Origin of the sequence: Rhodopseudomonas palustris, from assembly GCF_034479375.1 — a bacterium.
Classification (GTDB): domain Bacteria; phylum Pseudomonadota; class Alphaproteobacteria; order Rhizobiales; family Xanthobacteraceae; genus Rhodopseudomonas; species Rhodopseudomonas palustris_M.
Genome location: NZ_CP140155.1, coordinates 4,997,898 through 5,023,690, shown reverse-complemented (window position 1 = coordinate 5,023,690; position 25,793 = coordinate 4,997,898). Strand labels below are relative to the sequence as shown.

The following is a 25,793-nucleotide window of genomic DNA, read 5'->3' as shown; positions in this document are numbered from 1 at the left end:
GCGATTCTCGGGATCGGCTACAGCAAATGATCGCGCGCGAACCGCGCCGCGGTCTGGTCGGCGATCGTTTGCAGCCGCTCCGCCTCGACCGGAAAGTCCGCGGCAAGCCAGGCATCTTCCGCCAGCGTGAGGACATGGCCGAGCGCCGGCCCCGCGGCGAAGCCGCGAGCGATGAAATCGGCGGCTTTCAACGGGAATCCCGGCGCGCGCCAGCGCTGCGGGAGGGCGATCAGGTTCCGCCACGGCGCCGGATCGGCATGGCGCCCGGCCCGCGCCCAGGCCAGCATCATGCGATCGTGAAAGCGCGGCTCGCCGAGCCGGTACAGCCGGCGTCGCGCGGTCGCCTCGTCCATCCCGGCAAGCCGCCACCAGCGATGCCCCATCGAGTCGAGCCGCTTGCTCTCGGCGTTCGACAGCCGCAGCCGCTGCGTCAGCCGCTTGGCGTCCTCGGTGACCGCGACCGCGAGCGCGCCGAGCCGCCGCACCGGATCGGGATCGAGACCGAGCGCCTGCTCCGCACCGATCATCGCCGCGAATGTTCCGGGGTAGGTCACGCCGCCGAGCACCGCGAGCAGCAGGCCGCCGTCCGCCATGGCCTCGACCGAGGCGAGCGCGCCGTCAGCCACCATCAACTTCAGCATCTCCATCCGCATCCGCTCGGCCGATAGCGTCGCGAGCCCGGCGCGACCGCGGATGCAGGCGAGAGCGCCGTCGCGTTCCGGCGCGCCGACGCCGTAGGCGGCATGGATGCGGAAGAAGCGCAGGATGCGCAGGTAGTCTTCTGCGATGCGCTGGTCCGGATCGCCGATGAACCGCACCCGCCGCGCGGCGATGTCGTCCAGGCCGCCGACATAGTCGTGCACCACGCCGTCGGCCGACACCGACAGCCCGTTGATGGTGAAATCGCGGCGCTGCGCGTCGCGCATCCAGTCGCGGCCGAACGCGACCTTGGCCTTGCGGCCGAAGGTCTCGACATCCTCGCGCAGCGTAGTGACCTCGAAGCCGTGGCCATCCAGCACCAGCGTCACGGTGCCGTGTTCGATCCCGGTCGGCACCGCCTTGATGCCGGCGGCCCGGGCGCGGCGAACGACTTCGTCGGGCCGAGCGGTGGTGGCGATGTCGACATCGCCGATCGGCAGCTTTAACAGCGCATTGCGCACCGCGCCTCCGACCACACGGGCTTCTTCGCCATCGTCGTTGAGCAGGGCGAGAACCTGCGCGGCCGGGCCGGCATGCAGCCACGGCGCGTCGGCACGCACCACCCTCCCGGTCATTTTTCGACTCCGGGGACGAGGCGGCCGTCCTCGATATGCGCCGGCACATAAGTCGCTCCCGGCGGCGCGCCGGAATAGTGAACCAGCAGCAGCAGGCTGAGGATCACCAGAGCCAGCGCCGAAATCAGCAGCCAGGCGACGATACGGAACGGCCAGGACGAACGATGCGTCAGCGCCGAGCGCGTGATCACCAGGTAGGTCGCGTAGAGGATGAAAGGGATCAGGAAGATCGCGACTTCAGTCAGGACAGCACGGATCATGGCAGGCAAATCCGTTCATACAAAACCCGCAAGATACCCGCGGTCGCGCCCCAGATGTAACGCTCGGCGAACGGCATCGCGTAGTAGGAGCGCTGCGCGCCGCGGAATTCCTTGCTGTGCAATTGGTGATTGCCCGGATTCATGAGAAACGACAGCGGCACCTCGAAAGCGTCGTCGACTTCCGATTTGTTGATGGTCAGTTCGAAGCCGGGCCGCACCCGCGCCACGGTCGGCAAAATGCGAAAGCCGAAGCCGGTGCCGTAGACATCGAGATAGCCGATCGGCTCGACATAGGAGCGGTCGAGACCGATCTCCTCCTCCGCCTCGCGCAGCGCGGCGTCGAGCGGCGAATTGTCGGTGGCGTCGATCTTGCCGCCGGGAAACGCGATCTGCCCGGCATGATCGTTGAGATGCGCGGCGCGCATCGTCAGCAGAACGGTCGGCTCGGCGTGCTCGATCACCGGAATCAGTACCGCGGCCGGGCGGATCGGCCGCTCCTCCGCGATCAGACGCAGCATCCGGTCGGTGCCGTGATCGCCGCTGTCGGGGATGACGCTGGCGTCCGTCAGCGCCGGCGGCACGTCGAACCGCAACCGCCGCAGCGCGCGATCGAAGAAGTCGGCCGAACTGATGCTGCCCGGGGCAGACTCGATCCCCATCATCGGCCCGTTCAAAGTGCTTCCCTCATCTGCTCCGCATCGGCCATCGCGAAGAATGCGCCGCCGGAAGCAATTCCAAACTTCGGACGACCATCGACCACCCGCTCCTCGCCGATGTCAACCAGATCGTAATACAACGCCCGCGTCACCTTGGCCCAGAGATCGGCGCGAACGTGAAGATAAGGCACCATCCCGCCGTCTTCCGCGGCCTCGAACCTCAGCCGGTGATCGGCGTCGCAGTCGACCCAATCGTCCACATTGGTGCGGAAGCGGAGCAATCGGCCGCGCGTATCCTCGTCCTTCGCCATCTCGACCGCCAGAAACGGCGCATCGTCGACCTTGATCCCGACCTTCTCGACCGGCGTCACCAGGAAGTGCTTGCCGTTCTCTCGCTTCAGGACCGTCGAAAAAAGCCGCACCAGCGCCGGCCGTCCGATCGGCGTACCGAGATAGAACCAGGTTCCATCGCCGGCGATGCGCATGTCGAGATCACCGCAGAATGGCGGGTTCCACAAATGCACCGGCGGCAGGCCTTTGCCTGTCGCGGTCTTGCCGGCCGCAACCCGCGCGGCTTCGGTCAATCCATCGAGGCTGCGGTTCGCGCTCTGCCCTTGCTTCGCCATGGTTTACCCTGACCCTCAATCTCCTGAAGTGGCACGATAGCTGCACATCTTCGACACCGTGCGGCGCGATTCAACTCTCCACATCGTGATGGGCGTCGATCCGCGATGCCCATAATGTGGGGATAGATTTGACTAATAAAACCATAGCCTTCGCTTCGCCGCAGCAGGCAGCCTAGCATAGCCGGCAGCGACGGGACGATTGCCGCCGTCGAGCCGGGTTGGACTGGTCGAACGGCCAGCGTGAACAGGAGAGACCGGATGGCGGACAGTGTCGAGAAGCTCGAGGACGTGATCGTTCGCTCGGCCGAGCAGGTCGCGAGCGATGTCCGGGCCGCCAGGGATGCGATCGCCACCGTCATCTTCGGTCAGGACCGCGTCGTCGAGAACACGTTGGTGACGATTCTCGCCGGCGGCCATGCGCTGCTGATCGGCGTGCCCGGCCTCGCCAAGACCAAGCTCGTCGAAACCTTGGGCGTGACGCTCGGCCTCGACGCCAAGCGTATCCAGTTCACACCCGACCTCATGCCGTCGGATATTCTCGGCGCCGAAGTGCTCGACGAGACCGCCACCGGCAAGCGCTCGTTCCGCTTCATCGCGGGTCCCGTATTCGCGCAATTGCTGATGGCCGACGAGATCAACCGCGCCAGCCCGCGCACGCAATCGGCGCTGCTGCAGGCGATGCAGGAGCAGCACATCACGGTGGCCGGCGCGCGCCACGATCTGCCGAAGCCGTTCCACGTGCTGGCGACGCAGAACCCGCTGGAGCAGGAAGGCACCTATCCGCTGCCCGAAGCCCAGCTCGACCGCTTCCTAATGGAAATCGACGTCGACTATCCGGATCGCGACGCCGAGCGCCGCATCCTGTTCGACACCACCGGCGCCGAACACGCGATTCCGAAGACGACGATGAACGCCGAACTGCTGGTCTCGGCGCAGCGGCTGGTGCGGCGGCTGCCGGTCGGCGATTCGGTGGTCGAGGCCATTCTGTCGCTGGTGCGCTCGGCGCGGCCCGGCCCCGATGCCGGCGAACTCGGCAAGCTGATCGCCTGGGGACCCGGCCCGCGCGCCAGCCAGTCGCTGATGCTGGCGGTGCGGGCCCGCGCGCTGCTCGATGGCCGGCTCGCGCCGTCGATCGACGACGTGCTCGATCTCGCCGAACCCGTGCTGAAGCACCGCATGGCGTTGACCTTCTCGGCGCGCGCCGAAGGCCGCACCATTCCGGACGTGATCCGGCAGCTCAAGAGCCGGATCGGTTGATGGCGCAGGCGCCCGAGCAACCGAACAAGGAGACGCTGGCAGTTCGACGCGCGGATGGCGAAAGCCGCACGCTGGCGGCGTCGCTGCCGCGTCTGATGCTCGAAGCGCGCCGCATCGCCAACAACGTCACCCACGGCCTCCACGGCCGCCGCCGCGCCGGCGCCGGCGAGAATTTCTGGCAGTATCGCCGCTTCGTCTCCGGCGAGCCGGCGCAGAATGTCGACTGGCGCCGCTCGGCGCGCGACGATCATCTCTACGTCCGTGAGCTGGAATGGGAAGCCGCCCATACCGTGTGGCTGTGGCCGGACCGTTCCGCCTCGATGGCCTATGCGTCCAAGGGCGTTCGCGACAGCAAGCTCGAACGCGCGCTGATCGTCACCTTCGCGCTCGCCGAATTGCTCGTCGCGGGCGGCGAACGCGTCGGCGTTCCCGGGCTGATGAACCCGACCTCGAACAGCAACGTGATCGACCGGATGGCGCAGGCGATCCTGCACGACACCACCTCCCGCGACAGCCTGCCGCCGTCCTTCGTGCCGTCGTCGCTGGCCGAGATTGTGGTGCTGTCGGATTTCTGGTCGCCGATCAGCGAGATCCAGAAGATGCTCGCCGGGCTGTCGTCGTCGGGCGCGCACGGCTCGCTGGTGCAGGTGGTCGATCCTGCGGAAGAGGGCTTTCCGTTCTCCGGCCGCGTCGAATTCGTCGAGCCGGAAGGCGGCGGCGCGATCACCGCCGGCCGCGCTGAGACCTGGGCCAGCGACTACGTCGCGCTGGTCGCGGCGCATCGCGACCAGATCCGGATCGAGACCGGCAAGCTCGACTGGCTGTTCTCGACCCACACCACCAGCCGCTCGGCCGCCGAGTTGCTGCTGTTCCTGCACGCCGGCATGACCACCGCCAAGGGCGTCGAGCGCGGCGTCAAAGCGGGGCTCGGCGCATGATCGGCGGTCTGCCTTTGTCCTTCGCCCAACCGCTGCTGCTGCTCGGCCTGCTGGCGCTGCCGGCGCTGTGGTGGCTGCTACGCGTGACGCCGCCGCGGCCGCGCCGGATCGACTTCCCGCCGACCCGGCTGCTGTTCGAGATCGCGCCGAAAGAAGAAACCCCGTCGCGGACGCCGTGGTGGCTGACCGCGCTGCGGATGCTCGCCGCCGCGCTGGTGATCATCGCGCTGGCCGGCCCGATCTGGAATCCGCAGACCGCAGCGGGCAACAGCCGCGGGCCGCTCTTGATCCTGCTCGACGACGGCTGGAGTTCGGCGGCGAACTGGGAGATGCGGATCAAGGCCGCGGACGAGTTGATCGCCGAGGCGGACAGCACGAGCCGGGCGGTCGCACTGGCGCCGCTGTCGGAGGCGACCCGCGATCCGACGCTGATGCCGGCCGGCACCGCGCGGGTGTCGCTGCGCCAGCTTTCGCCGAAACCCTATGCGGTCGAGCGCATCGAGGCGCTGCCGCCGATCGCGCGCTTTCTGAAAGCCGTGGGCGACGCCGAGGTGGTCTGGCTGACCGACGGCGTCGACACCGGCCGCGGCGGCGAATTCGTCGAGGGCCTGAACAAGCTTGTGCAGGACCGCAGCGTCACCATCGTCGAGGGCGGCGCGCCGCCGGCGCATGCGCTCGCCGCCGCCGAGAACGCCGCCGCCAAGATGACCGTGAAGGTGCTGCGCGCGCAGGCCGGCGGCATCGACACCGGCACGGTGCGCGCGCTCGACGCCAAGGGCGCGCCGATCGGCGAAGCCCGTTTCAACTTTCCGCCGCTCGATCGTGAGACCGACGCGGCATTTGAACTGCCGGTCGAACTGCGCAACGACATCGCGCGACTCGAGATCGCCGGCGAACGCTCCGCGGGCGCGGTGCAGTTGCTCGACAAACGCTGGCGCCGCCGCGCCATCGGCATCGTCTCCGGCGCCAGCACCGACACCGCGCAGCCGCTGCTGGCGCCGACCTTCTATCTCGCCCGCGCGCTGTCGCCGTTCGCCGATGTGCGACTGGGCGACCGCGCCGCGCCGCAGCAGGTGATCACCCAGTTTCTCGATCAGAAGCTGCCGATGATGGTGATGGCCGATGTCGGCGCGCTGTCACCGGAACTGCGCCAGCGACTCGACGCCTGGATCGAACAGGGCGGCGTATTGGTGCGGTTCGCCGGCCCGCGCCTCGCGCGTCAGGCCGAGGACGATCTGGTGCCGGTGAAGCTTCGCCATGGCGGCCGCAGCCTCGGCGGCAGCCTGACCTGGGAGAAGCCGCAGCATCTCGCGTCTTTCGCCGCAGACGGGCCGTTCGCGGGCATCGCGGTGCCGACCGACGTGACCGTCAACCGTCAGGTGCTGGCCGAACCCGATGCCGCGTTGTCGGCGAAGAGTTGGGCCTCGCTCGCCGACGGCACACCGCTGGTCACCGGCGAGCATCGCGGCAAGGGGCTGGTGACACTGTTCCACGTCAGCGCCGACATGCGCTGGTCGGATCTGCCGATGTCCGGCACCTTCGTCGAAATGCTGCGGCGGCTGGTCGACATGTCCGGCTACACCTCGACGCCGGGCGCCGGCGTCGCCGCCGAGGCCAATGCCGCAGAAACGGTGGCGCCGCTGCGGACACTCGACGGCTTCGGCGCGTTCGGACCGCCGCCGGCCTCGGCCAAGCCGATCCCGACCGACTATCGCGACCGCGGCAGCGCCGATCATCCGCCCGGCTTCTACGGCCCGGCCGACGGTCCGCTGGCAGTGAATGCACTGGCGAGCGCCGACCGCATCGCCCCGCTCGACACCGCGGCGATCAATGCGCGGCGGGCGAACTACACCAACGCGGAGCCGCGCGACCTGCGCGGCATGCTGCTCGCTTCCGCGCTCGGCCTGTTCGGGCTCGACGCGCTGATCGTGGCGCTGCTCGGCGGCGGCCTCGCCGCGCTGATGATGCGCCGCCGCCGCACCGCCACCGCGGCGCTGGCACTGCTGCTCGCGATGCCGCTCGCCGCTGCGCCGTGGCCGTCTCGTGCCGACGGCCCCAAGGACGAGTTCGCCATCAAGGCGACGTCGCAGACGCATCTGGCCTACGTGATCACCGGCAATGCCGACGTCGATTCGATCGTCAAAGCCGGGATGAACGGGCTGACGCTGTTTCTGGCGCAGCGCACCGCGCTGGAAGCCGGCGAGCCGATCGGCATCGATCCGGCGCGCGACGAATTGTCGTTCTTCCCGCTGATCTACTGGCCGGTGATCGCGGGCGCGCCGAAGCCGCCGCAGGACGCGCTCGACAAGATCGGCGCCTACATGAAGCAGGGCGGCACGGTGATCTTCGACACCCGCGACGCGATCGAGGCGCCCGCCGGCACGAACGGCGCGTCGCAGACGCCCGGCATGCTGACGCTGCGCAACGTGCTGTCGTCGCTCGACGTTCCCGAACTCGAACCGGTGCCGCGCGAGCACGTGCTGACCAAGACCTTCTATCTGCTGCGCGACTTCCCCGGCCGCTTCACCTCCGGCGAGACCTGGGTGGAAACCCTGCCGCGCGAGAACGACGACGAGGACAATGCGCGCCCGGCGCGTGGCGGCGACGGCGTGTCGCCGATCATCATTACCTCGAACGATCTGGCCGGCGCCTGGGCGATGCGCCCCGACGGCCAGCCGATGCTGCCGCTGACGCCGGGCGAGCCGCGCCAGCGCGAATTCGCCTTCCGCGCCGGCGTCAACATCGTGATGTACACCCTGACCGGCAACTACAAGGCCGACCAGGTCCACGCCCCGGCGCTGATCGAACGGCTGGGGCAATGATGCGAGTTAATCCCGCCCTCACCACGTCATTCCGGGGCGCGAGCGCAGCTCGCGAAACCGGAATCCCGAGATGCCCTGAAGCTCTCGATTCCGGGTTCGCGCCTGTCGGCGCGCCCCGGAATGACTTCGCTGGGAATACAACGGCCGTCATCCTGAGGCGCGAGCGCAGCGAGCCTCGAAGGATGGAGACGCACACCGTGCGGCCATCCTTCGAGGCGCGCCGCTGGCGCGACGCGCACCTCAGGATGACGTTGTTCAAGTTGAGAGGTGCTTGAGTTGCAATACGGCATCGCCTTCGCGCCTCTGGTTCCCGCCGCCGTGCTGTGGGTCGCGCTCGCCGCCATTGCGGTCATCGCGATCGTGCTGCTGCTCGGCCGCTCGCGCGGCGCGCTGGTGCGGATCGCGGCGCTGGCGCTGATCCTGCTGGCGCTGTCGAACCCCTCCTTCACCCGCGAGGAACGCGAGCCGCTGTCCTCGGTCGCCGTGGTCGTGGTCGACAAGAGCCCGAGTCAGAATTTCGGCAGCCGTGCGGAGGAGGCCGAACAGGCCAAGCAGGCGCTGGTCGACCGGCTGAAGCAGCTCAAGGGCGTCGAGGTCCGCGTCGTCGAGGCCGGACAGGCCGACGGCGAGACCGACGGCACCAAGCTGTTCGGCGCGCTGACCTCGGCGTTGTCGGACGTGCCGACCGACCGCGTCGCCGGCGCCTTCCTGATCACCGACGGCCGCGTCCACGACATTCCGGCCAATGCCGCAGCGCTGGGCTTCCAGGCGCCGGTGCATGCGCTGGTCACCGGCCGCAGCAACGAGCGCGACCGCCGCATCGCCATCGTCGCGTCGCCGCGCTTCGGCATCGTCGGACAGAATCAGACCATCACCTACCGGCTCGACGACCAGGGCATCAGCGGCGAGCGCGCCCGCGTGGTGGTGCGACGCGACGGCGAGGTGCTGAGCGAGCGCAGCGTCGCCAGCGGCCAGACCGTCAGCGTCGACGTCGAGATCAAGCACGCCGGCCAGAACATCGTCGAGATCGACGCCTCGCCGGTGCCGAACGAACTGACCACGGTCAACAACCGCGCCGTGGTCTCGATCGACGGCGTCCGCGACAAGCTACGGGTGCTGCTGGTGTCGGGCGAGCCGCATTCCGGCGAGCGCACCTGGCGCAATCTGCTGAAATCCGACGCCAGCGTGGACCTCGTGCACTTCACCATTCTGCGGCCGCCGGAAAAACAGGACGGCACGCCGATCAACGAGCTGTCGCTGATCGCATTTCCGACCCGCGAGCTGTTCCAGCAGAAGATCAACGAGTTTCAGCTCATCATCTTCGACCGCTACGCCCGCCAGGGCGTGCTGCCGATCGCGTATTTCGACAATATCGCGCGCTATGTGCGCAATGGCGGCGCGGTGCTGGTGTCGGCCGGGCCCGACTACGCCTCGACCACCTCGATCTGGCGCACGCCGCTGGATTCGCTGCTGCCGGCCGAGCCGGTCGGCGTCACCGAGAAGCCGTTTTATGCGCATCTGAGCGACGCCGGCAAACGCCATCCGGTGACGCGCGGGCTCGAAGGCTCGAACTCAGAGCCGCCGAAATGGAGCCGCTTCTTCCGCACCGTCGACACCCGCAACGCCACCACGCCGCCGCTGATGACCGGCGCCGACAACGCCCCGCTGCTGCTGCTCTCGCACTACGGCGAGGGCCGCGTCGCGCTGCTGCTGAGCGACCACATCTGGCTGTGGGCGCGCGGCTATGAGGGCGGCGGCCCGCATCTCGACCTGCTGCGGCGAATGTCGCATTGGCTGATGAAGCAGCCGGATCTGGACGAGGAGGCGCTGCGGCTGAAGGTCGAGGGCAAGGATCTGCAGGTGATCCGCCAGACCATGGCCGACGCCGTGCCGCCCGTCACCGTCACCTCGCCGTCCGGTCAGACCCGGCAGCTCACCCTCGCCCCGAGCGATCCCGGCATCTGGCGCACGACGCTGCCGGCCGACGAGCTCGGCCTTTGGGCCGCGACCGACGGCACGTTGAAGGCGCTGATCAATGTCGGGCCGGTCAACCCGAAGGAATTCTCCGAAGTCACGTCGACTGCGGAGACGCTGAAACCGCTGGCGCAGGCGACCGGCGGGGATTCGCGGCGGATCGCCGACGGCGGCAGCGTCGAGCTGCCGCGGATCGTCCCGGTGCAATCCGCGACGCTGTTCCGCGGCGACGGCTGGCTCGGCGTGCGGATGCGCGACGCCAGCGTCGTCCGCGGCGTCGGCGTGCTGCCGGTGTTCACCGGCCTGATCGGCCTGATGCTGCTGCTTGGCGCCTTCGCGGCGACCTGGCTGCGCGAGGGGCGCTGACCGATCCCTGCGACACGCGCCGTCATCCCGGGGCGCGCCATCAGGCGCGAACCCGGGATCCCGAGATGATAGCTGGACGCCGGGTGCTGAACAGCTCCAGATTCCGGGTTCGCCGCTGCGCGGCGCCCCGGAATGACTCGTCCATTGGCTACCAGTCCTTGAAGCGCTTCGTGAACGCTTCGACGTCGATCAGGCCGCGAATGTGTTTGCCGTCGCCGATCTTGCGCGTACCGACCCAGCAGGCGACCTCGAAGCTGACGGTGCGCTGCTCGACCGCAGTGACTTTCGAAATCGTCCGCACCGCATGGCCGACCAGCGCCGGCGTTAGATGACGGATGTCGACGCCGGTGCCGACCGTCACCCAGCCCTGCGGCAACGCCGGATGCACGGCCTCGCCCGAGGCCATTTCCATCTCCAGGATCATCAGCGGGGTGGCGAACACCGCCGGCATATACGGCACGAAATGCTGCACCGTCTGCTCCGGCGCCACCGTGATCTGCCGCTCGGCCGTCATGCCAATGGAGAGAACATCGCGTGCGTCCATGAGGGCTCTTTCAAGAGTTCGGCGACGACATCACGTCCGTCATTGCGAGGAGGCGAAGCCGACGAAGCAATCCAGCTTCGTATTCGGAGCCTCTGGATTGCTTCGCTTCGCTCGCAATGACGGATAGGCTTACTTCGCCTGCGCGGCCTTGCGCTCGACGAAGGTCTTGCCGCCCTTCATCTTGTTGGTGAGCGGCGCCTCGTTGATCTGGATCACCACATCCTCGGCGGCGACGCCGAGATGCGTCACCAGCGCCTGCGAGATGTCGCGCATCATCGCCGCCTTCTGGTCGTCGGTGCGGCCTGCGGCCATGTTGACGGTGATCTCGGGCATTGCGGTTTCTCCCTGTGGTCGCGCGATGAGCGCTGTTGATTTGCCCTTCTCCCCTTGTGGGAGAAGGTGGCGCGGACGAAGTCCGCGACGGATGAGGGGGACCTGTGATCTCGGCAAAGGCCCTCGACCCCTCACCCCGCTTCGCTTCGCGAAGCGACCCTCTCCCACAAGGGGAGAGGGTTCGACTGCGCGCCGTCCGCCGTCAATTCCAGTCGATGTCGTGCCGCGCCAGAATCCGCCGCACTTCGTCGATCATCCCGAGCTGCGGCACTTTGCGCTGGGCGTCGGCCTGACGCTGCAGATAATCGTCGCGATCCTTGTCCAGCGCAGCGAGTTCGGCGCCGAGGATCAGGTCCTTGACGATCACCTGCGCGCCGTCCGGATCGTTCTTTTCATCGGAGCCCTGGATGATCACGCAAGGCGAGTTGCGCTTGTCGGCGTATTTGAGCTGGTTGCCCATGTTCTTCGGATTGCCGAGATAGAGCTCGGCGCGAATGTCCTCGGCGCGGAGCTGCGACACCATCTTCTGGTAGTCGGCCAGCCGCTCGCGGTCGAACACCGTCACCACCACCGGGCCGGTCGCGGGCCGGGTCCCGAGCTTGCCGATCATCGTCAGCGCCGCCTGCAGCCGCGACACACCGATCGAGAACCCGGTCGCCGGCACCGGCTCGCCGCGGAAGCGCGAGACGAGGCCGTCGTAACGGCCACCACCGCCGACCGAACCGAACCGAACCGGGCGCCCCTTCTCGTCCTTGGTCTCGAGCAGCAGTTCAACCTCGTAGACCGGGCCGGTGTAGTATTCGAGGCCGCGGACGACGGAGGGATCGATCTTGATCCTGTCGTCGCCGTAGCCGCTGCTCTTCACCAACTCTGAGATGGAAGTCAGTTCATCAACGCCGGCCAATCCCGAAGGGCCGAGATCGGCGTGATGACGCAGCCAAGTGAAGTAGGTTTCCGAACGCTCAAATTCGCTTGCAGGAGCAGTATGGCTAAATCGACTTCCATCCTTGTCAGGAACGGCGAGGGGCAGGATATCAAGAAATCGCAGCACGCGAAGTGCTTGGTCTTCGTTTAGACCTGCTCCGTTCGTGAAATCGCCGCTCTCGTCTTTCCTTCCGACGGTAAGCAAGGAATGGGTGCCATCTGGCCCAAGCCGATCCAGCTTGTCGATCGCCCGCAGCACCGTGAGCCGACGCCCAGCATTTTCATCGCCGCCAAGCCCGATCGACTCCAACACCCCATCCAGCACCTTGCGGTTATTCACCTTCACCACGTAGCTGCCGCGCGGGATGCCCAGCGCTTCCATCGTGTCGGCGGCCATCATGCACATCTCGGCGTCGGCGGCCGGCGAGCCGGAGCCCACCGTGTCGGCGTCGAACTGCATGAACTGGCGGAAGCGGCCGGGGCCGGGCTTTTCGTTGCGGAACACCCAGCCGAAGCGGTAGCTGCGATAGGGCTTGGGTAGTGCGTCGAAATTCTCGGCGACGTAGCGCGCCAGCGGCGCGGTGAGATCATAGCGCAGGCTGATCCACTGCTCGTCGTCGTCCTGCAGCGAGAACACGCCCTCGTTGGGGCGGTCCTGATCCGGCAGGAACTTGCCGAGCGCGTCGGTGTATTCGAACGCCGGGGTCTCGACCGGCTCGAAGCCGTAGCGCTCGTAGACCTCGCGGATGGTTTCCACCATCGCGCGGGTCGCCGCGATCTCGGCGGGGCCGCGATCGGCCAGGCCGCGCGGCAGACGGGCGCGCAACTTCTGCGGTTTCTTCGGTTTTTCAGCCATGGTCGCCTTTCCGCTCAGGGCCGGGTTGGTACCAGCCGCCCTGCCGTGCAGCAAGGCTGGGCTGCATGATCCAGCGCAAATCGAAGGCGGGGTGCCTCCGTTCTGGGCGTCGGCCGGCCGTTGCGAATGGATGCCCCACGCAAATGTGCGGGCTCCCGGCGTTTCCGTGGTTCCTCGAAGCTGCTAGCCTGCCGCGCCGTCCGCAAACCAGCCTGCGCATGCATGAGGAGCGCTATGTTAGAGAAGAGCAAGCCCAATTCCGCCGTCAACGTGCCGAACGACCTCGATGCGTTCTGGATGCCGTTCACGGCGAACCGGGCCTTCAAGCGCGCGCCGAAGATGATCGCAGGCGCCAAGGACATGCACTATTTCACCACGGACGGGCGCAAGATCATCGACGCGGCAGCCGGCATGTGGTGCAGCAACGCCGGGCACGGCCGCCCCCAGATTTCCGCGGCGATCGCCGCCCAGGCCGAGGCGCTGGACTTCTCGCCGCCGTTCCAGTTCGGCCAGCCGAAGGCGTTCGAACTCGCCAGCCGGATCGCCGATCTGGCCCCCGAAGGCCTCGACCACGTGTTCTTCTGCAATTCCGGCTCGGAAGCCGCCGACACCGCGCTGAAGATCGCGATGGCCTGGCAGCAGATCCGCGGCCAGGGCGGCCGCACCCGCTTCATCGGCCGCGAGCGCGGCTATCACGGCGTCGGTTTCGGCGGCACCGCGGTCGGCGGCATCGGCAACAACCGCAAGATGTTCGGCACGCTCTTGAACGGCGTCGACCATCTGCCTGCGACCTATGATCGCGACAAGCAAGCGTTCAGCAAGGGCGAGCCGGAGTACGGCGCCCACTTCGCCGACGCGCTGGAGGGCCTCGTCAATCTGCACGGCGCCAACACCATCGCGGCGGTGATTGTCGAGCCGATGGCCGGCTCCACCGGCGTGCTGCCGCCGCCGAAGGGCTACCTCCAGAAGCTGCGCGAGATCACCAAAAAGCACGGCATCCTGCTGATCTTCGACGAGGTCATCACCGGCTTCGGCCGGCTCGGCCACAGCTTCGCCGCCGAGCGCTACGGCGTCACCCCGGACATGATCACCTTCGCCAAGGGCGTCACCAACGGCGCCGTGCCGATGGGCGGCGTGATCGCCAGCTCCGAGATCCACGATGCCTTCATGAGCGGGCCCGATTACGCCATCGAGCTGTTTCATGGCTACACCTATTCGGCGCATCCCTTGGCCTGCGCGGCCGGCCTCGCCACGCTCGACCTCTATCGCGACGAGAAGCTGTTCGAGAACGCCAAGGCGCTCGAGCCGGTGTTCGCCGACGCGGTGATGTCGCTGAAGTCCGAGCCCAACGTCGTCGATATCCGCACCCTCGGCCTGACCGCCGGCATCGACCTCGCGCCGATGGCCGACGGCCCCGGCAAGCGCGGCTTCGAGGCGATGAACTCGGCCTTCCACGACCACGATCTGATGCTGCGGATCGCCGGCGACACCCTGGCCCTGACCCCGCCGCTGATCCTGAATGCGGAGCATATCGGCGAAATCGTCGAGAAAGTCGGCCGTGTGATCCGCGCCATCGCCTGACGCTCCCCGCCTCGACCCTGCCTGCGGCGGACGAATCCTTTGGACTCGTCCGCCGAATCACCAATGATGGCGGGATCGGCAGGGAAACCGGCGCTGGATGATCCGAATCTCGACCATTTTCATCGCCATCTGCATGGTGCTGATCTCCGTATCGCTGGGTACGGTGGTGTATTCGCTCGCCGGCTTCAGCGCGGTCGAGTCCGCGATCGTCGCGCTGGCGACGCTGACCCTGTTCATTCTCTACAGCGCCGTGTCGATCCGGCTGCGCGACCGTTCCGACGCCGGTCACCAGATCGCCGATCTGTCGCGCGGCACCGCAGACCTCGCCCGCCAGATCGCCGAATTCGGCCGCCGGCTCGCCGCGGTCGAAGGCAGGGTGCTGGCCGCCAATGCGGCCAGCCAGGACCGCACCCAGGTCGCCATGAGCGAGATCGGCGAACTCGGGCTGCTGGTGAAACAGCTCGCCGCCTCGGTCGCCACCCACGAGGAGATGCTGACTTCGGCCGCGACGGGCGCCGCCCCGCGTCGGCCGCCGACGCTCGATCCTGAAGCCAAGGTCGAGGATCAGCAGATGGCGCAGCCTGCCGCAGCGCCCCTGATCCTGACCGAGCTGGTCTCCGCCCCGGTCACGACGCCGCCGGCGGCGCCGAAGCCGGCGCGCGACCCGGCGCAGGTTCTGGTCGCGGTGAAGACCGCGATCGAGACCGGACGGCTCGACATCTACCTGCAGCCGCTGGTGAGCCTGCCGCAGCGCAAGGTGCGGTTCTACGAGATCGTGACCCGGCTGCGCGACGGCAACGACCAGATCCTGGCCGCCGACGAATTTCTGACGGTCGCCGAGACCGCCGGCCTGATGGGCCGAATCGACCATGCGGTGTTTCTGCGCGCGATCCAGGTGCTGCGCCGGCTGATGGTACGCAACAAGGACGTCGGCGTGTTCGTCAACATCGCGGCCGCCACCCTGTCGGACGCCGAGATGTTCGGGCAATGCCTCGATTTCCTCGAGGCCAACAAGGCGCTGGCGCCGTCCTTCGTGCTCGAGTTCAAGCAGAGCACGCTGCGCAATCTCGGGCCGCTCGAGACCGAGCACCTCGCGGCGCTGGCGCAGCGCGGCTTCCGGTTCTCGATCGACCACGTCACCGATCTGCGGTTCGAGCCGCGCGACCTCGCCGACCGCGGCGTCCGCTTCATCAAGGTTCCGGCGGCGCTGCTGCTCGACCAGCGCGAACATCCGGCCGCCGACATCCATCCCGCCGACCTCTCCGATCTGCTCGGCCGGTTCGGCATCGACCTGATCGCCGAACGGATCGAGGGCGAGCGCGCCGTGGTCGACCTGCTTGACTACGATGTGCGGTTTGGGCAGGGGTTCTTGTTCGCGGCGCCCCGTCCGCTGCGACCCGAGACCGCCCCATCGCCTGCGCCCACCACGCCCGGCGACAAGGCCAAGCAGGACATCGCCTCTCCACATGCTGCAGGCTCCTCCCCGAAGGGCGAACCCGCCCGGATCGATCCGCCGCGCGCCGCGACCGGCCTCGCCGCGCTGGCGCGCCGTGCCGTCGGCCCGGCCTGACCGTTTTCCCTCATGACCACGCTTCGTTTCGTCGAGCACCTGCGCGAGCTGGTGGGATCCGTCGATGTCGTGCTGAGCGACATCTGGGGCGTCGTGCACAACGGCCTGGAATCATTCCCCGAGGCCTGCGAGGCGCTGCGCAACGCCCGCGCCGACGGCCGCACCGTGGTGCTGATCACCAACGCGCCGCGACCGGCGGATTCGGTGCAGCGCCAGCTCCGCAAGCTGGACGTGCCCGACGATTGCTACGACGCCATCGTCTCGTCCGGCGACCTCACCCGAACTTACGTCGCCGAGCATCCCGGCCAGTCGGTGTTCTGGCTCGGCCCGGATCGCGACAATTCGATCTATCGCGGCCTCGACGCCAGGCTGACGCCGCTGGAGGCCGCCGACTACATCATCTGCACCGGCCCGTTCGACGACGAGACCGAATCGGCCGAGGACTATCGCGCCATGATGGGCGAGGCGCTGGCGCGCAAGCTGACGCTGGTCTGCGCCAATCCCGACATCGTGGTCGAGCGCGGCGACCGGCTGATCTACTGCGCCGGCGCGATCGCCGAACTGTATCGCGAACTCGGCGGCGACGTGATCTTCTACGGCAAGCCGCACCGGCCGATCTACGACCGCGCGATGGCGCTCGCACGCGGGCTCCGCAATGCGGAGACGCCGCTGCCGCGCGTGCTGGCGATCGGCGATTCGGTGCGAACCGACCTCGCCGGCGCGCAAAGCTACGGCATCGATCTGTTGTTCGTCACCCGCGGCATCCATTCCGACGCCTTCGAGGGCATCGACCGGCTCGATACTGCGGCGGTGACCGAGCTGTTCGGCCACCCGCCGGCCGCGCTGACGCGGGAATTGCGGTGGTGAGCACGCAGCGCTGAATTTGGCACGTCATTCCGGGGCGCTCGCACCAGCGAGCGAACCCGGAATCCCGAGGTTGTTGCACGTGCGCGCGGATGAACATCTCGAGATTCCGGGTTCGCGCTGCGCGCGCCCCGGAATGACGGCGTTGAGAGCGGCCGCGCCCCAAACAAAAACGCGCCCCTTTCGGAGCGCGCTTTCGAAATCCGCAGGATGAGACGAAGCGCTTTACGCCGCGACGTGATCCGGGAACACCGCGTCGATCTTGGTCTTCAGCGTCGCCGCGTTGAACGGCTTGACGATGTAGTTGTTCACGCCCGCCCGCTTGGCGGCGATCACGTTCTCGGTCTTGGATTCCGCCGTGATCATGATGAACGGCGTCTGCGACAGATTGGGGTCGGCGCGGACCTCCTTGAGCAGGTCGTAGCCGGTCATCGGCTCCATGTTCCAGTCCGAGATCACCAGACCGTACTTCTTGGTCCGCATCTTCTCGAGCGCCGCCGAGCCGTCGCTGGCGTCGTCGATATGCTCGAAGCCGAGCTGCTTCAGAAGATTACGAATGATCCGGATCATGGTGCTGTAGTCGTCCACCACCAGGACCGACATCGACAAATCAACCGCCATCTTCAACTCCCAGGGGCACCGCAACGGTGCGCCGAAACGCCCCAACGGTGGGCTAAATTGTGGTTCTCAGGAGGACCCGACGTTCGAACTGCCCGGCCTCATCCGGGAACAAGAACTAGCACCGCTGATTAAACAGCCCGTTAACCGGGGCCCGTCGCCGCATCCCGGTCGCTGCGGCGGAAACCATTGCAGGACGCTGGCTTTCTGCATATTTCGCGCGGCCTCCCCGGTCCCCCGTAGTCTTACGGGCGCAGGCGTGGCCGGCGCCGCGCCCCGAACACCCATGGCGGCCTGGGGAGCCGACTGCTAGGGAATGCCGATGAATTATCGCCACGCCTTCCACGCCGGCAATTTCGCCGACGTCATCAAGCACATCGTCCTGGCCCGGATCCTGACCTATCTGCAGGAGAAACCGGCGCCGTTTCGGGTGATCGACAGCCATGCCGGCGCCGGGCTCTACGACCTCACCGGGGACGAAGCCCGCCGCGGCGGCGAATGGGTCACCGGCATCGCCCGGGTGATGCAGGCGCGGTTCACCGACGAGGCCGGCGGCCTGATCAAGCCGTATCTCGACATCGTCCGCGCCTTCAACCCGCAGCGCGACCTGACCGCCTATCCCGGATCGCCCCTGATCGCCCGCGCCCTGCTGCGGCCGCAGGACAGCATGGTCGCCAGCGAGCTCGATCCGGTGGCGCGCAAACAACTGATCAATGCGCTGCGCCGCGACACCCAGGCGCGCGTGGTCGATCTCGACGGCTGGCAGGCGCTGACGGCGTTCGTGCCGCCGAAAGAGCGCCGTGGTCTGGTGCTGATCGATCCGTCTTTCGAAAAGAAGGACGAATTCGAGCGATTGGCGGAGGGTTTCAGCACCGCTTACGGGAAATGGCCGACCGGGATATATCAGTTGTGGTATCCGGTGAAGAACCGGCGCGCGACCGACGCTCTGGCCGACCGCGTCGCAACCCTCGCTGCCACCGGCGGCGACGGCAAATGTCTGCGGCTCGAATTCAGCGTCGCACCGCAACAACCGGACGGCGCGCTGACTTCGACCGGGTTGCTCGTGGTCAATCCGCCTTGGACGCTCGCGTCGGAATTGAGAGTCGTTCTTCCCGAGCTGGAGAGACCGCTCGGCCTGGGCGGGGTCAGCCGTTACCGGCTCGAGCTACCAAAACCGTGACGATTCCCGCGGCGACCTCATTGGCGCGAAAAGTCGCATTTGGGGCGTAGTCAATCCGCGCAAATCCGTACTATGCTGACTCCATTGGACTGGCTTTACGTTCTGCTTCCGCGAATGGGGGCGGCGGAGTGACAAGGCCGTACTACCTCGGACCTGCGACGATCAGCAGGCCCAGCCCTCGGCCGAGCTTTCCGGCAGCGCATTTGCCAGGTCGCACCGACGCGCCGGCGCGCGACGGAAAGCATGCGGGAGGGAGTTTCCGGAATGCCTATGACGGGAACGGTGAAGTTCTTCAATGGAGAGCGTGGCTACGGATTCATCAAGCCTGATGACGGCGGCCGCGATGTATTTGTTCATATTACTGCGGTCGAGCGTGCCGGCTTGAAGGATTTGGCCGAAGGTCAGCGTATTTCGTTCGAGGTCGAGCCGGACAAGAAGGGCAAGGGCCCCAAGGCGGTCAATTTGGTCATTTCGTAGCTGCCGTCGTCGGCTGGGCAAGACCGAGCGTAGCAGCCGCGACGATTGCGACGATGCGACGGGCTTTGAGGCTACCAGTAACGGCGTAGAGAATACGACGCCGGGGCGGTCGATCACCTGTGCGTCAGCCGGCCGCCGACCATCGCCGCACGCCCTGCCTTCCATCGTTTGGACGTTGGATCGAAAAAGGGCGGGCGTCATCCGAAGACGCGGCGCATATGCCCGATACGCCAGGCCCCAAAAATCCGGCCAAAAAAATCCCGGCCACGAGGGCCGGGAATGATGATCGCCGAGTTTCTTGCTCGCGAAGGTTTCCGTCGCGACGTTTAGAAGTGATAGTTGATGCCGGCGCGGACGAGGCCGAAATTGTAGCCGTTCGGGTTGCCGGTGATGAAGAAATTGTTGGTCGACAGGCTGCCGTAGAGATACTCGACCTTGGCGCTGAGCTTCGGCGCGAAAGCGAATTCGGCGCCGGCGCCGACGGTCCAGCCCGCCGAACTGTGGCTCTCCGAAGACAGCAGATTTTGGCCCTTCAACTGACCGAAGGCGAGACCGCCGGTCGCGTACAGCAGAATGTCGTTCATCGCATAGCCGACGCGGCCGCGCGCAGTCCCGAACCAGGGGTTCGAGAACTTGTAGGGCGCGAAGGTGTCCTCGGCGGTCGAGAACTGAATATCACCCTCGAGGCCGAACACGATGTTGCCGCTCTGCCAATTGTAGCCGCCCTGAACACCACCGCTGAAACCCGACGGGTTGGTGATGTTATTGGTGACGTTGCCGAACGCATAGCCGAGGTTGCCGCCCAGATACGGCCCCGCCCAACTGAAGGCATTCAGCGGCTGATTGACGGTGTAGGGCGTCTGCGAGCGGTAGTAGCCCATATCCGCCGCCTGCGCCGTCGATCCAGTTGCGGCGAGTACGGTCGCCGCGGCCATCGCAAGTTTGCGCATCTTACTCTCCTCGACGGCAGGGACGCTGCTTGCGCGCGCCGTCCGTCCAGCCCTCGGCCACACGCGGCCGACGAAAAAAGCGATCCGGATGGTTACGGATTTCCACTCTTTTCCGGTAAGATTTATCGAGAGTTTTAAGTTAAGCGGTTGTTAATCGGCTGGCGGTTCCAGATCGCATTCTTAACGAGAGCTTAATTCACGGGCTGTGGCGAAAAATCGTCGCCCCGGCGGGATGGCAACGCGATGTGGGTTCCGGCCGCGTGCCGCTGGCACCGACCACGCCGAACGCCTAATTTAGGACCATGAATCAAGACCCCGCCGAGACCCGCGACACGGCGGCCGCGCCGCTTGCCGATACCGAATCCCCATCGCCGGTCTCGCCCGAACTGACGCCGCACCCCGCGCCCGCCGCGCAGGACATCGACACCGCGACCGCCGAACTGACGGTGGACGAGGACGACGAGGCGCGCCTGCCGGAGATCGAGGACGACAGCGCCGAGCCGGCCGACGGCCCGCTGGCGGTCGGCCGCGCCGCGATCGAGCAGGCAGTGCGGCTGGCGCCGACCTCGCCCGGCGTCTACCGGATGCTGAACGCCGCGCACGACGTGCTCTATGTCGGCAAGGCCAAGAACGTGAAGAAGCGGCTGTCGTCCTATGCGCGGCCGACCGGGCACGTGATGCGGATCGCGCGGATGATCGCCGCCACCGTCACGGTCGAGATCGTTTCGACGGCGACCGAGACCGAGGCGCTGCTGCTCGAAGCCAATCTGATCAAGCAGCTCCGCCCGCGCTTCAACGTGCTGCTGCGCGACGACAAGTCGTTTCCCTACATTCTGATCACCGGCGACCATTGGGCGCCGCAGATCCTCAAGCACCGCGGCGCGCAGAACAGGCCCGGCCGCTATTTCGGCCCGTTCGCCTCGGTCGGCGCGGTCAACCGCACCATCACGGCGCTGCAACGCGCGTTCCTGGTGAGGTCGTGCACCGATTCGTTCTTCGAAAGCCGCACCCGGCCCTGCCTGCTGTATCAAATCCGCCGATGCGCCGGGCCGTGCACCGGCGAGGTCGATTTTCCCGGCTACACCGAACTGGTGCGCGAGGCGAAGGACTTCTTGTCCGGCCGCAGCCGGGCGGTGAAACAGGAACTCGCCGTCGAGATGGAGAAGGCCTCGAACGAGCTCGAATTCGAGACCGCCGCGCTGTATCGCGACCGCCTGGCGGCGCTGTCGGCGATCCAGTCCCAGCAGGGCATCAACCCGCGCACCGTCGAGGAAGCCGACGTGTTCGCGATCTATCAGGAGGGCGGCTATTCCTGCGTCGAGGTGTTCTTCTTCCGCACCGGGCAGAACTGGGGCAACCGCGCCTACTTCCCGCGCGCCGAGAAGTCTTTCACGCCGGAGGAAGTGCTGGCGTCGTTCCTGGCGCAATTCTACGACGACAAGCCGCCGCCGAAGCTGATCCTGCTGTCGCACGACATCGAGGACTGCGCGCTCTTGGCCGATGCGCTGTGCATCAAGGCCGGCCACAAGGTCGAGATCTCGACGCCGAAGCGCGGCGAGAAGAAGGAGCTGGTGGCGCACGCGCTGACCAATGCGCGCGAGGCGCTCGGCCGTAAGCTCGCCGACACCGCGACCCAGACGAGACTGCTGCAGGGCCTCGCCACCACGCTGGGACTCGCGAAGCCGCCGCAGCGGATCGAGGTCTACGACAACAGCCACATCCAGGGCACCAACGCGGTCGGCGCGATGATCGTCGCCGGTCCGGACGGCTTCATCAAGAACCAGTACCGCAAGTTCAACATCCGCTCCGAAGGCCTCACCCCGGGCGACGACTACGCGATGATGCGCGAGGTGCTGGAGCGGCGGTTCAAGCGGCTGGCGGCAGCGAAAGCCGAGGGCGATGCCGCGAAGCCGAACGACGACGAGACACCGCTATGGCCCGACCTGGTGATCATCGACGGCGGCCGCGGCCAGCTCAACGCCGCGCGCGGCGTGCTGGCCGAGCTCGGCCTGGAGACCGAGGTGACGCTGCTCGGCGTCGCCAAGGGGCCGGATCGCGACGCCGGCCGCGAAACGCTGTTCATGCCGGAGCGCGAGGCGATCAAGCTCGAGCCACGCGACCCGGTGCTGTATTTCATCCAGCGGCTACGCGACGAGGCGCACCGCTTCGTGATCGGCTCGCACCGCAAGCTACGCAAGAAGGACATCCGCGAGGCCGGCCTACAGGAAATCCCCGGCATCGGCCCGTCGCGCAAGCGCGCGCTGTTGCACCATTTCGGCACCCTGAAGGAGATCGAGCGCGCCTCGCTCGGCGACCTCGGCAAGGTTCCCGGCATCAGCGCCGAAAGCGCCCGCCGGATCTTCGATTTCTTTCACCCGGGCCCGGGCTGAAGCCCGACCAAAGTCGGCTGCGGACCGGGACGATCCAGACCATGCGGATTTCACCTTTTCCTGATACGGATCGGAGGGCGCCTTCGTGGGAGTTGACCTTCCGGCGCGGGCAGTATTGGTAAGTTTGATGAACGATGTTTCGACCAGGGTGCCGACGCGCGGAGCGAAGTCGCTGACGCTTCCGAATATCCTGACCTATGCCCGTATCGCGGCGATTCCGGTCGTGGTCGGCTGCATCTATGCGCAGTCGATCATGGGCGGCCCGCTCGCGCTGCGCTGGGTCGCTCTGGCGGTGTTCATTGCCGCGGCGATCACCGACTTCCTCGACGGCTATTACGCCCGGATCTGGGACCAGCACTCGGCGTTCGGCCGGATGCTCGACCCGATCGCCGACAAGCTGCTGGTAGCATCCTGCCTGCTGATGCTCGCCGCCGACGGCATCATCCACGGCTGGACGCTGTGGGCCGCGATCGTGATCCTGTGCCGCGAGATCCTGGTGTCCGGCCTGCGGGAATATCTCGCCGCATTGCGGGTCAGCGTTCCGGTCACCAAGCTGGCGAAATGGAAGACCACGGTGCAATTGGTGGCGATCGGCTTCCTGCTCGCCGGCGACGCCGGCGACGAGGTACTGCCCTACACCACCCAGATCGGCCTGGCCCTGCTGTGGATTTCCGCGCTGGTGACGATGTACACCGGCTACGACTATTTCCGCGCCGGCATCCATCACCTGATCGAAGAGGATTCGCGATGAAGGTGAAGTATTTCGCCTGGGTCCGCGAGCGGGTCGGCCTCGACGAGGAAACCATCGAGCCGCCGGCCGAGGTCGCGACCGTGTCCGATCTGATCAGCTGGCTGTCGGCGCGTGGCGAAGGCTACGCCTTCGCGTTCGAAAAGCCGGGCGTGATCCGCACCGCGCTCGACCGCACCCATGTGCGCCCCGAAACGCCGATCGCGGGCGCCCGCGAGGTCGCCTTTTTCCCGCCGATGACCGGCGGCTGAGCGCACCGCGCACGGGATGATCCGATGACCGTTCCGGTGACGATCCGCATTCAGGACGCCGATTTCGACATCGCCGCCGAGATCGCGGCGATCACCGCCGGCCGCACCGATATCGGCGCGGTGGTGAGCTTCAGCGGCATCTGCCGCGGCGCCGAAGGCGATGATGCCGTCGCGGCATTGACGCTCGAGCACTATCCCGGCATGGCCGAAGACGAGATCGGCCGCCACGCCGCCGAAGCCGTGAAGCGCTGGCCGGTGACCGCGCTGACCATCGTCCACCGCGTCGGCCGGATGCTGCCGGGCGACAACATCGTGCTGGTGCTGGCCGCGTCGTCGCACCGCCAGGCTGCATTCGCCGCAGCCGAATTCCTGATGGATTATCTGAAGGCCAACGCGCCGTTCTGGAAGCGCGAGGAGCGCGCCGACGGCACGCGCTGGGTCGAGGCGCACGACCGCGACGACGCGGCCGCGGCGCGATGGAGCAAGGACTGATGGCGAAAAAGGCGAAGGCGAAAGCCGCGAAGAAGAGGACGCCGGCAAAGCGGCCTGCCAGGCCGCGCTCCGCGGCCAAAGCCACTCCGGCCTCCGCTGACGACGACCGACCGGCGAAGCGCCGCGTCGCCGTAGCAATGCCGCTGGATCTCGAAACAGACCCCTACGCGATGTTTCCGGGCGAACTGGTCAGCCTGCTCGACTTCGTCCGCTTCGCCGTGAGCCGCTTCGCCGAAGCCGGCGTGGTGTTCGCACACGGCACCACCGATCCGATCGCCGAAGCCGTGTTCCTAATCGGCGAAGCGCTGCATCTGCATCCCGACCAGTTCGAGATGTTCGCCACCGCGCGCGTCACCGATCACGAGGCGGTTGGGATTCTCCATCTGATCGAGCGCCGCATCACCACGCGTCTCCCGTCGGCCTATCTCGTCAACAAGATCTACATGCGCGGCGTGCCGTTCTATGTCGACGAACGCGTGATCGTGCCGCGCTCCTACATCGGCGAACTGCTCGACTTGCATTTCGACGGCGGCGAGACCTCGCTGATCGGCGATCCGGAAGCGGTCGAGCGCGTGCTCGATCTATGCACCGGCTCGGGCTGTCTCGCGATTCTCGCGGCGCGCAGCTTTCCCAACGCGGTCGTCGATGCCGTCGATCTGTCGGAGGATGCGCTCGCGGTCGCAACCCGCAACGTCGCCGATCACGGCCTCGGCGAGCGGCTGACGCTGCATCACGGCGACCTGTTCGCGCCGCTGCTGCAGGACGCGCGCTACGATCTGATCATCACCAACCCGCCTTATGTCGATGCCGACGGCATGGCGAATCTGCCGGCCGAATGCCGCGCCGAACCGGCGATGGCGTTCGACGGCGGCGACGACGGCCTCGATATCATCCGCCGGATTCTCGCCGAGGCGAAGCAGCATCTGACGCAAGACGGCGGCCTGCTGTGCGAAGTCGGCCGCTGCCGCCCTGCGATCGAACAGGACTTCCCGCATCTGCCGCTGCTGTGGCTCGACAGCGAAGAGTCCGACGGCGAAGTGTTCTGGATCGCCGCCGCGGATCTGTAGACTTTCACCTCCGCGCACCTCCCATCGTTGTCATTCCGGGGCGCGAGCGCAGCTCGCGAACCCGGAATCCATAGCCCCTGGACTCGCAGCATAAGCACGGCGTGGATGCGCCATGCACTTTTTGACAGCGCAGGGGTTATGGATTCCGGGTTCGCGCTTCGCGCGCCCCGGAATGACGTTGATAGTAGGTGCCTAACACGATCGGGCTACTACTCGCTTGCTCCGAACCGCAACATCGTGAATTCCGTATCGTCGTAAGCGCGCCGCTCCAGCTCGACGAAACCGTCCGGCGCCGCAAAGCCCGCGTCCTTGGCTTCCTCGACGATCACCAGCGCGTCGGGCGTGAGCCAGCCGCCATCGCGAAGTGATACCAGCGCTTTCTCTGCGAATCCCATGCGATAGGGCGGATCGAGAAACGCCAGCGCGAACGGCTCGACCGGATGCGCCGGGCCGAGATTGGTGGCGTCGCGGCGATACACTTTGCTGACTCCGCCGAGGCCCAGCGCCTCGACATTGGCGCGCAGCAGCGCGCGCGCCTCGGCGCCGTTATCGACGAACAGCGTGAACTTGGCGCCGCGCGAGGCGGCCTCGATGCCGAGCGCGCCGGTGCCGGCGAACAGATCGAGCACGCGCGCGTCGCCGATCGGATCGGCGTAAGCGTGCATCAGGATGTTGAACAGCGACTCGCGCAGCCGGTCCGCGGTCGGGCGGATGCCCTGCGACGACGGCGCCACCAGATTGCGGCCCCGCAGCCGCCCGCCGATCACGCGCATCG

The 25,793-nt window shown here is 67.0% G+C and carries 24 protein-coding genes; 14 read left to right on the top strand and 10 right to left on the bottom strand.

Going from position 1 to position 25,793, the window contains the following annotated elements; all coding sequences use genetic code 11:
• Positions 1-17: 17 nt before the first annotated feature.
• Genes SR870_RS22825 through SR870_RS22810 form a run of 4 tightly spaced genes read right to left on the bottom strand, consistent with a single transcriptional unit; the run spans position 18 to position 2,816 of the window.
• On the bottom strand, positions 18-1,274 hold the full coding sequence (locus tag SR870_RS22825; protein WP_322515773.1) for a CCA tRNA nucleotidyltransferase: 1,257 nt from the start codon (positions 1,272-1,274) through the stop codon (positions 18-20).
• Entirely contained in the window at positions 1,271-1,534 is a 264-nt protein-coding gene (locus SR870_RS22820; RefSeq protein ID WP_322515772.1) for a DUF6111 family protein, read from the bottom strand. Before SR870_RS22820 ends, SR870_RS22825 begins: the two co-directional genes overlap by 4 nt.
• The gene (locus SR870_RS22815; protein WP_322515771.1) at positions 1,531-2,196 is read right to left on the bottom strand and encodes a CoA pyrophosphatase; all 666 of its coding nucleotides are present in this window, start codon (positions 2,194-2,196) and stop codon (positions 1,531-1,533) included. Before SR870_RS22815 ends, SR870_RS22820 begins: the two co-directional genes overlap by 4 nt.
• An 8-nt stretch (positions 2,197-2,204) precedes the next feature.
• Entirely contained in the window at positions 2,205-2,816 is a 612-nt protein-coding gene (locus SR870_RS22810) for a DUF1285 domain-containing protein (RefSeq protein WP_322515770.1), read from the bottom strand.
• Between the two features lie 258 nt (positions 2,817-3,074).
• On the opposite strand from SR870_RS22810, the gene SR870_RS22805 reads away from it, so the two are divergent.
• The 4 genes from SR870_RS22805 (at position 3,075) to SR870_RS22790 (ending at position 10,173) form a co-directional block, all read left to right on the top strand.
• Entirely contained in the window at positions 3,075-4,073 is a 999-nt protein-coding gene (locus SR870_RS22805; RefSeq protein ID WP_322515769.1) for a MoxR family ATPase, read from the top strand.
• Positions 4,073-5,011, top strand: coding sequence for a DUF58 domain-containing protein (locus tag SR870_RS22800; RefSeq protein WP_322515768.1), 939 nt, complete (start codon positions 4,073-4,075; stop codon positions 5,009-5,011). The genes SR870_RS22805 and SR870_RS22800 overlap by 1 nt, the downstream gene beginning before the upstream one ends.
• Complete coding sequence (locus SR870_RS22795; RefSeq protein ID WP_322515767.1) at positions 5,008-7,833, top strand: DUF4159 domain-containing protein; 2,826 nt, start codon at positions 5,008-5,010, stop codon at positions 7,831-7,833. Before SR870_RS22800 ends, SR870_RS22795 begins: the two co-directional genes overlap by 4 nt.
• Before the next feature lie 276 nt (positions 7,834-8,109).
• Entirely contained in the window at positions 8,110-10,173 is a 2,064-nt protein-coding gene (locus tag SR870_RS22790) for a hypothetical protein (protein WP_322518352.1), read from the top strand.
• Between the two features lie 148 nt (positions 10,174-10,321).
• On the opposite strand, the gene SR870_RS22785 is transcribed toward SR870_RS22790, so the two are convergent.
• From SR870_RS22785 to hisS, 3 genes are all read right to left on the bottom strand, one after another.
• Positions 10,322-10,717, bottom strand: coding sequence for a thioesterase family protein (locus SR870_RS22785; RefSeq protein WP_322515766.1), 396 nt, complete (start codon positions 10,715-10,717; stop codon positions 10,322-10,324).
• 129 nt (positions 10,718-10,846) lie between these two features.
• Positions 10,847-11,050, bottom strand: coding sequence for a tautomerase family protein (locus tag SR870_RS22780; protein WP_322515765.1), 204 nt, complete (start codon positions 11,048-11,050; stop codon positions 10,847-10,849).
• 202 nt (positions 11,051-11,252) lie between these two features.
• Positions 11,253-12,830 (bottom strand): histidine--tRNA ligase, encoded by a 1,578-nt coding sequence (gene hisS, locus SR870_RS22775; protein WP_322515764.1) that lies wholly within the window; start codon positions 12,828-12,830, stop codon positions 11,253-11,255.
• Positions 12,831-13,064: 234 nt separating this feature from the next.
• Here hisS and SR870_RS22770 point away from each other — a divergent pair, with 234 nt between their 5' ends.
• From SR870_RS22770 to SR870_RS22760, 3 genes are all read left to right on the top strand, one after another.
• Positions 13,065-14,411, top strand: a complete 1,347-nt coding sequence (locus SR870_RS22770) for an aspartate aminotransferase family protein (RefSeq protein WP_322515763.1) — start codon at positions 13,065-13,067, stop codon at positions 14,409-14,411.
• 97 nt (positions 14,412-14,508) lie between these two features.
• The gene (locus tag SR870_RS22765; RefSeq protein WP_322515762.1) at positions 14,509-15,981 is read left to right on the top strand and encodes an EAL domain-containing protein; all 1,473 of its coding nucleotides are present in this window, start codon (positions 14,509-14,511) and stop codon (positions 15,979-15,981) included.
• A 12-nt stretch (positions 15,982-15,993) separates the two neighbouring features.
• Positions 15,994-16,848: a TIGR01459 family HAD-type hydrolase gene (locus SR870_RS22760; protein ID WP_322515761.1), complete on the top strand. Its 855-nt coding sequence runs from the start codon at positions 15,994-15,996 to the stop codon at positions 16,846-16,848.
• Between the two features lie 222 nt (positions 16,849-17,070).
• On the opposite strand, the gene SR870_RS22755 is transcribed toward SR870_RS22760, so the two are convergent.
• The gene (locus SR870_RS22755; protein WP_322515760.1) at positions 17,071-17,466 is read right to left on the bottom strand and encodes a response regulator; all 396 of its coding nucleotides are present in this window, start codon (positions 17,464-17,466) and stop codon (positions 17,071-17,073) included.
• A 319-nt stretch (positions 17,467-17,785) separates the two neighbouring features.
• On the opposite strand from SR870_RS22755, the gene SR870_RS22750 reads away from it, so the two are divergent.
• Both SR870_RS22750 and SR870_RS22745 read left to right on the top strand, forming a co-directional pair.
• Complete coding sequence (locus SR870_RS22750; RefSeq protein ID WP_322515759.1) at positions 17,786-18,643, top strand: 23S rRNA (adenine(2030)-N(6))-methyltransferase RlmJ; 858 nt, start codon at positions 17,786-17,788, stop codon at positions 18,641-18,643.
• Between the two features lie 264 nt (positions 18,644-18,907).
• The gene (locus SR870_RS22745) at positions 18,908-19,120 is read left to right on the top strand and encodes a cold-shock protein (RefSeq protein ID WP_322515758.1); all 213 of its coding nucleotides are present in this window, start codon (positions 18,908-18,910) and stop codon (positions 19,118-19,120) included.
• 326 nt (positions 19,121-19,446) lie between these two features.
• Here the strand turns inward: SR870_RS22745 and SR870_RS22740 are convergent, their stop codons facing one another.
• Positions 19,447-20,070 (bottom strand): outer membrane protein, encoded by a 624-nt coding sequence (locus tag SR870_RS22740; protein ID WP_322515757.1) that lies wholly within the window; start codon positions 20,068-20,070, stop codon positions 19,447-19,449.
• A 302-nt stretch (positions 20,071-20,372) separates the two neighbouring features.
• Here SR870_RS22740 and uvrC point away from each other — a divergent pair, with 302 nt between their 5' ends.
• The 5 genes from uvrC (at position 20,373) to prmB (ending at position 25,018) form a co-directional block, all read left to right on the top strand.
• Positions 20,373-22,460, top strand: coding sequence for an excinuclease ABC subunit UvrC (gene uvrC / locus SR870_RS22735; RefSeq protein WP_322515756.1), 2,088 nt, complete (start codon positions 20,373-20,375; stop codon positions 22,458-22,460).
• A 127-nt stretch (positions 22,461-22,587) separates the two neighbouring features.
• A complete protein-coding gene (pgsA, locus tag SR870_RS22730; RefSeq protein WP_322515755.1) occupies positions 22,588-23,211 on the top strand; it encodes a CDP-diacylglycerol--glycerol-3-phosphate 3-phosphatidyltransferase in 624 nt (207 codons plus the stop codon).
• A complete protein-coding gene (gene moaD, locus SR870_RS22725) occupies positions 23,208-23,459 on the top strand; it encodes a molybdopterin converting factor subunit 1 (RefSeq protein ID WP_322515754.1) in 252 nt (83 codons plus the stop codon). Before pgsA ends, moaD begins: the two co-directional genes overlap by 4 nt.
• A 24-nt stretch (positions 23,460-23,483) precedes the next feature.
• Positions 23,484-23,951 (top strand): molybdenum cofactor biosynthesis protein MoaE, encoded by a 468-nt coding sequence (locus tag SR870_RS22720; protein WP_322515753.1) that lies wholly within the window; start codon positions 23,484-23,486, stop codon positions 23,949-23,951.
• Complete coding sequence (gene prmB / locus SR870_RS22715) at positions 23,951-25,018, top strand: 50S ribosomal protein L3 N(5)-glutamine methyltransferase (protein ID WP_322515752.1); 1,068 nt, start codon at positions 23,951-23,953, stop codon at positions 25,016-25,018. The genes SR870_RS22720 and prmB overlap by 1 nt, the downstream gene beginning before the upstream one ends.
• A 209-nt stretch (positions 25,019-25,227) precedes the next feature.
• Here the strand turns inward: prmB and rsmD are convergent, their stop codons facing one another.
• Positions 25,228-25,791 (bottom strand): 16S rRNA (guanine(966)-N(2))-methyltransferase RsmD, encoded by a 564-nt coding sequence (gene rsmD, locus SR870_RS22710; protein ID WP_322515751.1) that lies wholly within the window; start codon positions 25,789-25,791, stop codon positions 25,228-25,230.
• Positions 25,792-25,793: the final 2 nt, after the last annotated feature.

Coding starts and splice junctions, on each gene's coding strand:
- SR870_RS22825 (WP_322515773.1), bottom strand. CDS start 1,274: ATGACCGGGAGGGTGGTGCGTGCCGACGCGCCGTGGCTGCATGCCGGC.
- SR870_RS22820 (WP_322515772.1), bottom strand. CDS start 1,534: ATGATCCGTGCTGTCCTGACTGAAGTCGCGATCTTCCTGATCCCTTTC.
- SR870_RS22815 (WP_322515771.1), bottom strand. CDS start 2,196: ATGATGGGGATCGAGTCTGCCCCGGGCAGCATCAGTTCGGCCGACTTC.
- SR870_RS22810 (WP_322515770.1), bottom strand. CDS start 2,816: ATGGCGAAGCAAGGGCAGAGCGCGAACCGCAGCCTCGATGGATTGACC.
- SR870_RS22805 (WP_322515769.1), top strand. CDS start 3,075: ATGGCGGACAGTGTCGAGAAGCTCGAGGACGTGATCGTTCGCTCGGCC.
- SR870_RS22800 (WP_322515768.1), top strand. CDS start 4,073: ATGGCGCAGGCGCCCGAGCAACCGAACAAGGAGACGCTGGCAGTTCGA.
- SR870_RS22795 (WP_322515767.1), top strand. CDS start 5,008: ATGATCGGCGGTCTGCCTTTGTCCTTCGCCCAACCGCTGCTGCTGCTC.
- SR870_RS22785 (WP_322515766.1), bottom strand. CDS start 10,717: ATGGACGCACGCGATGTTCTCTCCATTGGCATGACGGCCGAGCGGCAG.
- SR870_RS22780 (WP_322515765.1), bottom strand. CDS start 11,050: ATGCCCGAGATCACCGTCAACATGGCCGCAGGCCGCACCGACGACCAG.
- hisS (WP_322515764.1), bottom strand. CDS start 12,830: ATGGCTGAAAAACCGAAGAAACCGCAGAAGTTGCGCGCCCGTCTGCCG.
- SR870_RS22770 (WP_322515763.1), top strand. CDS start 13,065: ATGTTAGAGAAGAGCAAGCCCAATTCCGCCGTCAACGTGCCGAACGAC.
- SR870_RS22765 (WP_322515762.1), top strand. CDS start 14,509: ATGATCCGAATCTCGACCATTTTCATCGCCATCTGCATGGTGCTGATC.
- SR870_RS22760 (WP_322515761.1), top strand. CDS start 15,994: ATGACCACGCTTCGTTTCGTCGAGCACCTGCGCGAGCTGGTGGGATCC.
- SR870_RS22755 (WP_322515760.1), bottom strand. CDS start 17,466: ATGGCGGTTGATTTGTCGATGTCGGTCCTGGTGGTGGACGACTACAGC.
- SR870_RS22750 (WP_322515759.1), top strand. CDS start 17,786: ATGAATTATCGCCACGCCTTCCACGCCGGCAATTTCGCCGACGTCATC.
- SR870_RS22745 (WP_322515758.1), top strand. CDS start 18,908: ATGCCTATGACGGGAACGGTGAAGTTCTTCAATGGAGAGCGTGGCTAC.
- SR870_RS22740 (WP_322515757.1), bottom strand. CDS start 20,070: ATGCGCAAACTTGCGATGGCCGCGGCGACCGTACTCGCCGCAACTGGA.
- uvrC (WP_322515756.1), top strand. CDS start 20,373: ATGAATCAAGACCCCGCCGAGACCCGCGACACGGCGGCCGCGCCGCTT.
- pgsA (WP_322515755.1), top strand. CDS start 22,588: ATGAACGATGTTTCGACCAGGGTGCCGACGCGCGGAGCGAAGTCGCTG.
- moaD (WP_322515754.1), top strand. CDS start 23,208: ATGAAGGTGAAGTATTTCGCCTGGGTCCGCGAGCGGGTCGGCCTCGAC.
- SR870_RS22720 (WP_322515753.1), top strand. CDS start 23,484: ATGACCGTTCCGGTGACGATCCGCATTCAGGACGCCGATTTCGACATC.
- prmB (WP_322515752.1), top strand. CDS start 23,951: ATGGCGAAAAAGGCGAAGGCGAAAGCCGCGAAGAAGAGGACGCCGGCA.
- rsmD (WP_322515751.1), bottom strand. CDS start 25,791: ATGCGCGTGATCGGCGGGCGGCTGCGGGGCCGCAATCTGGTGGCGCCG.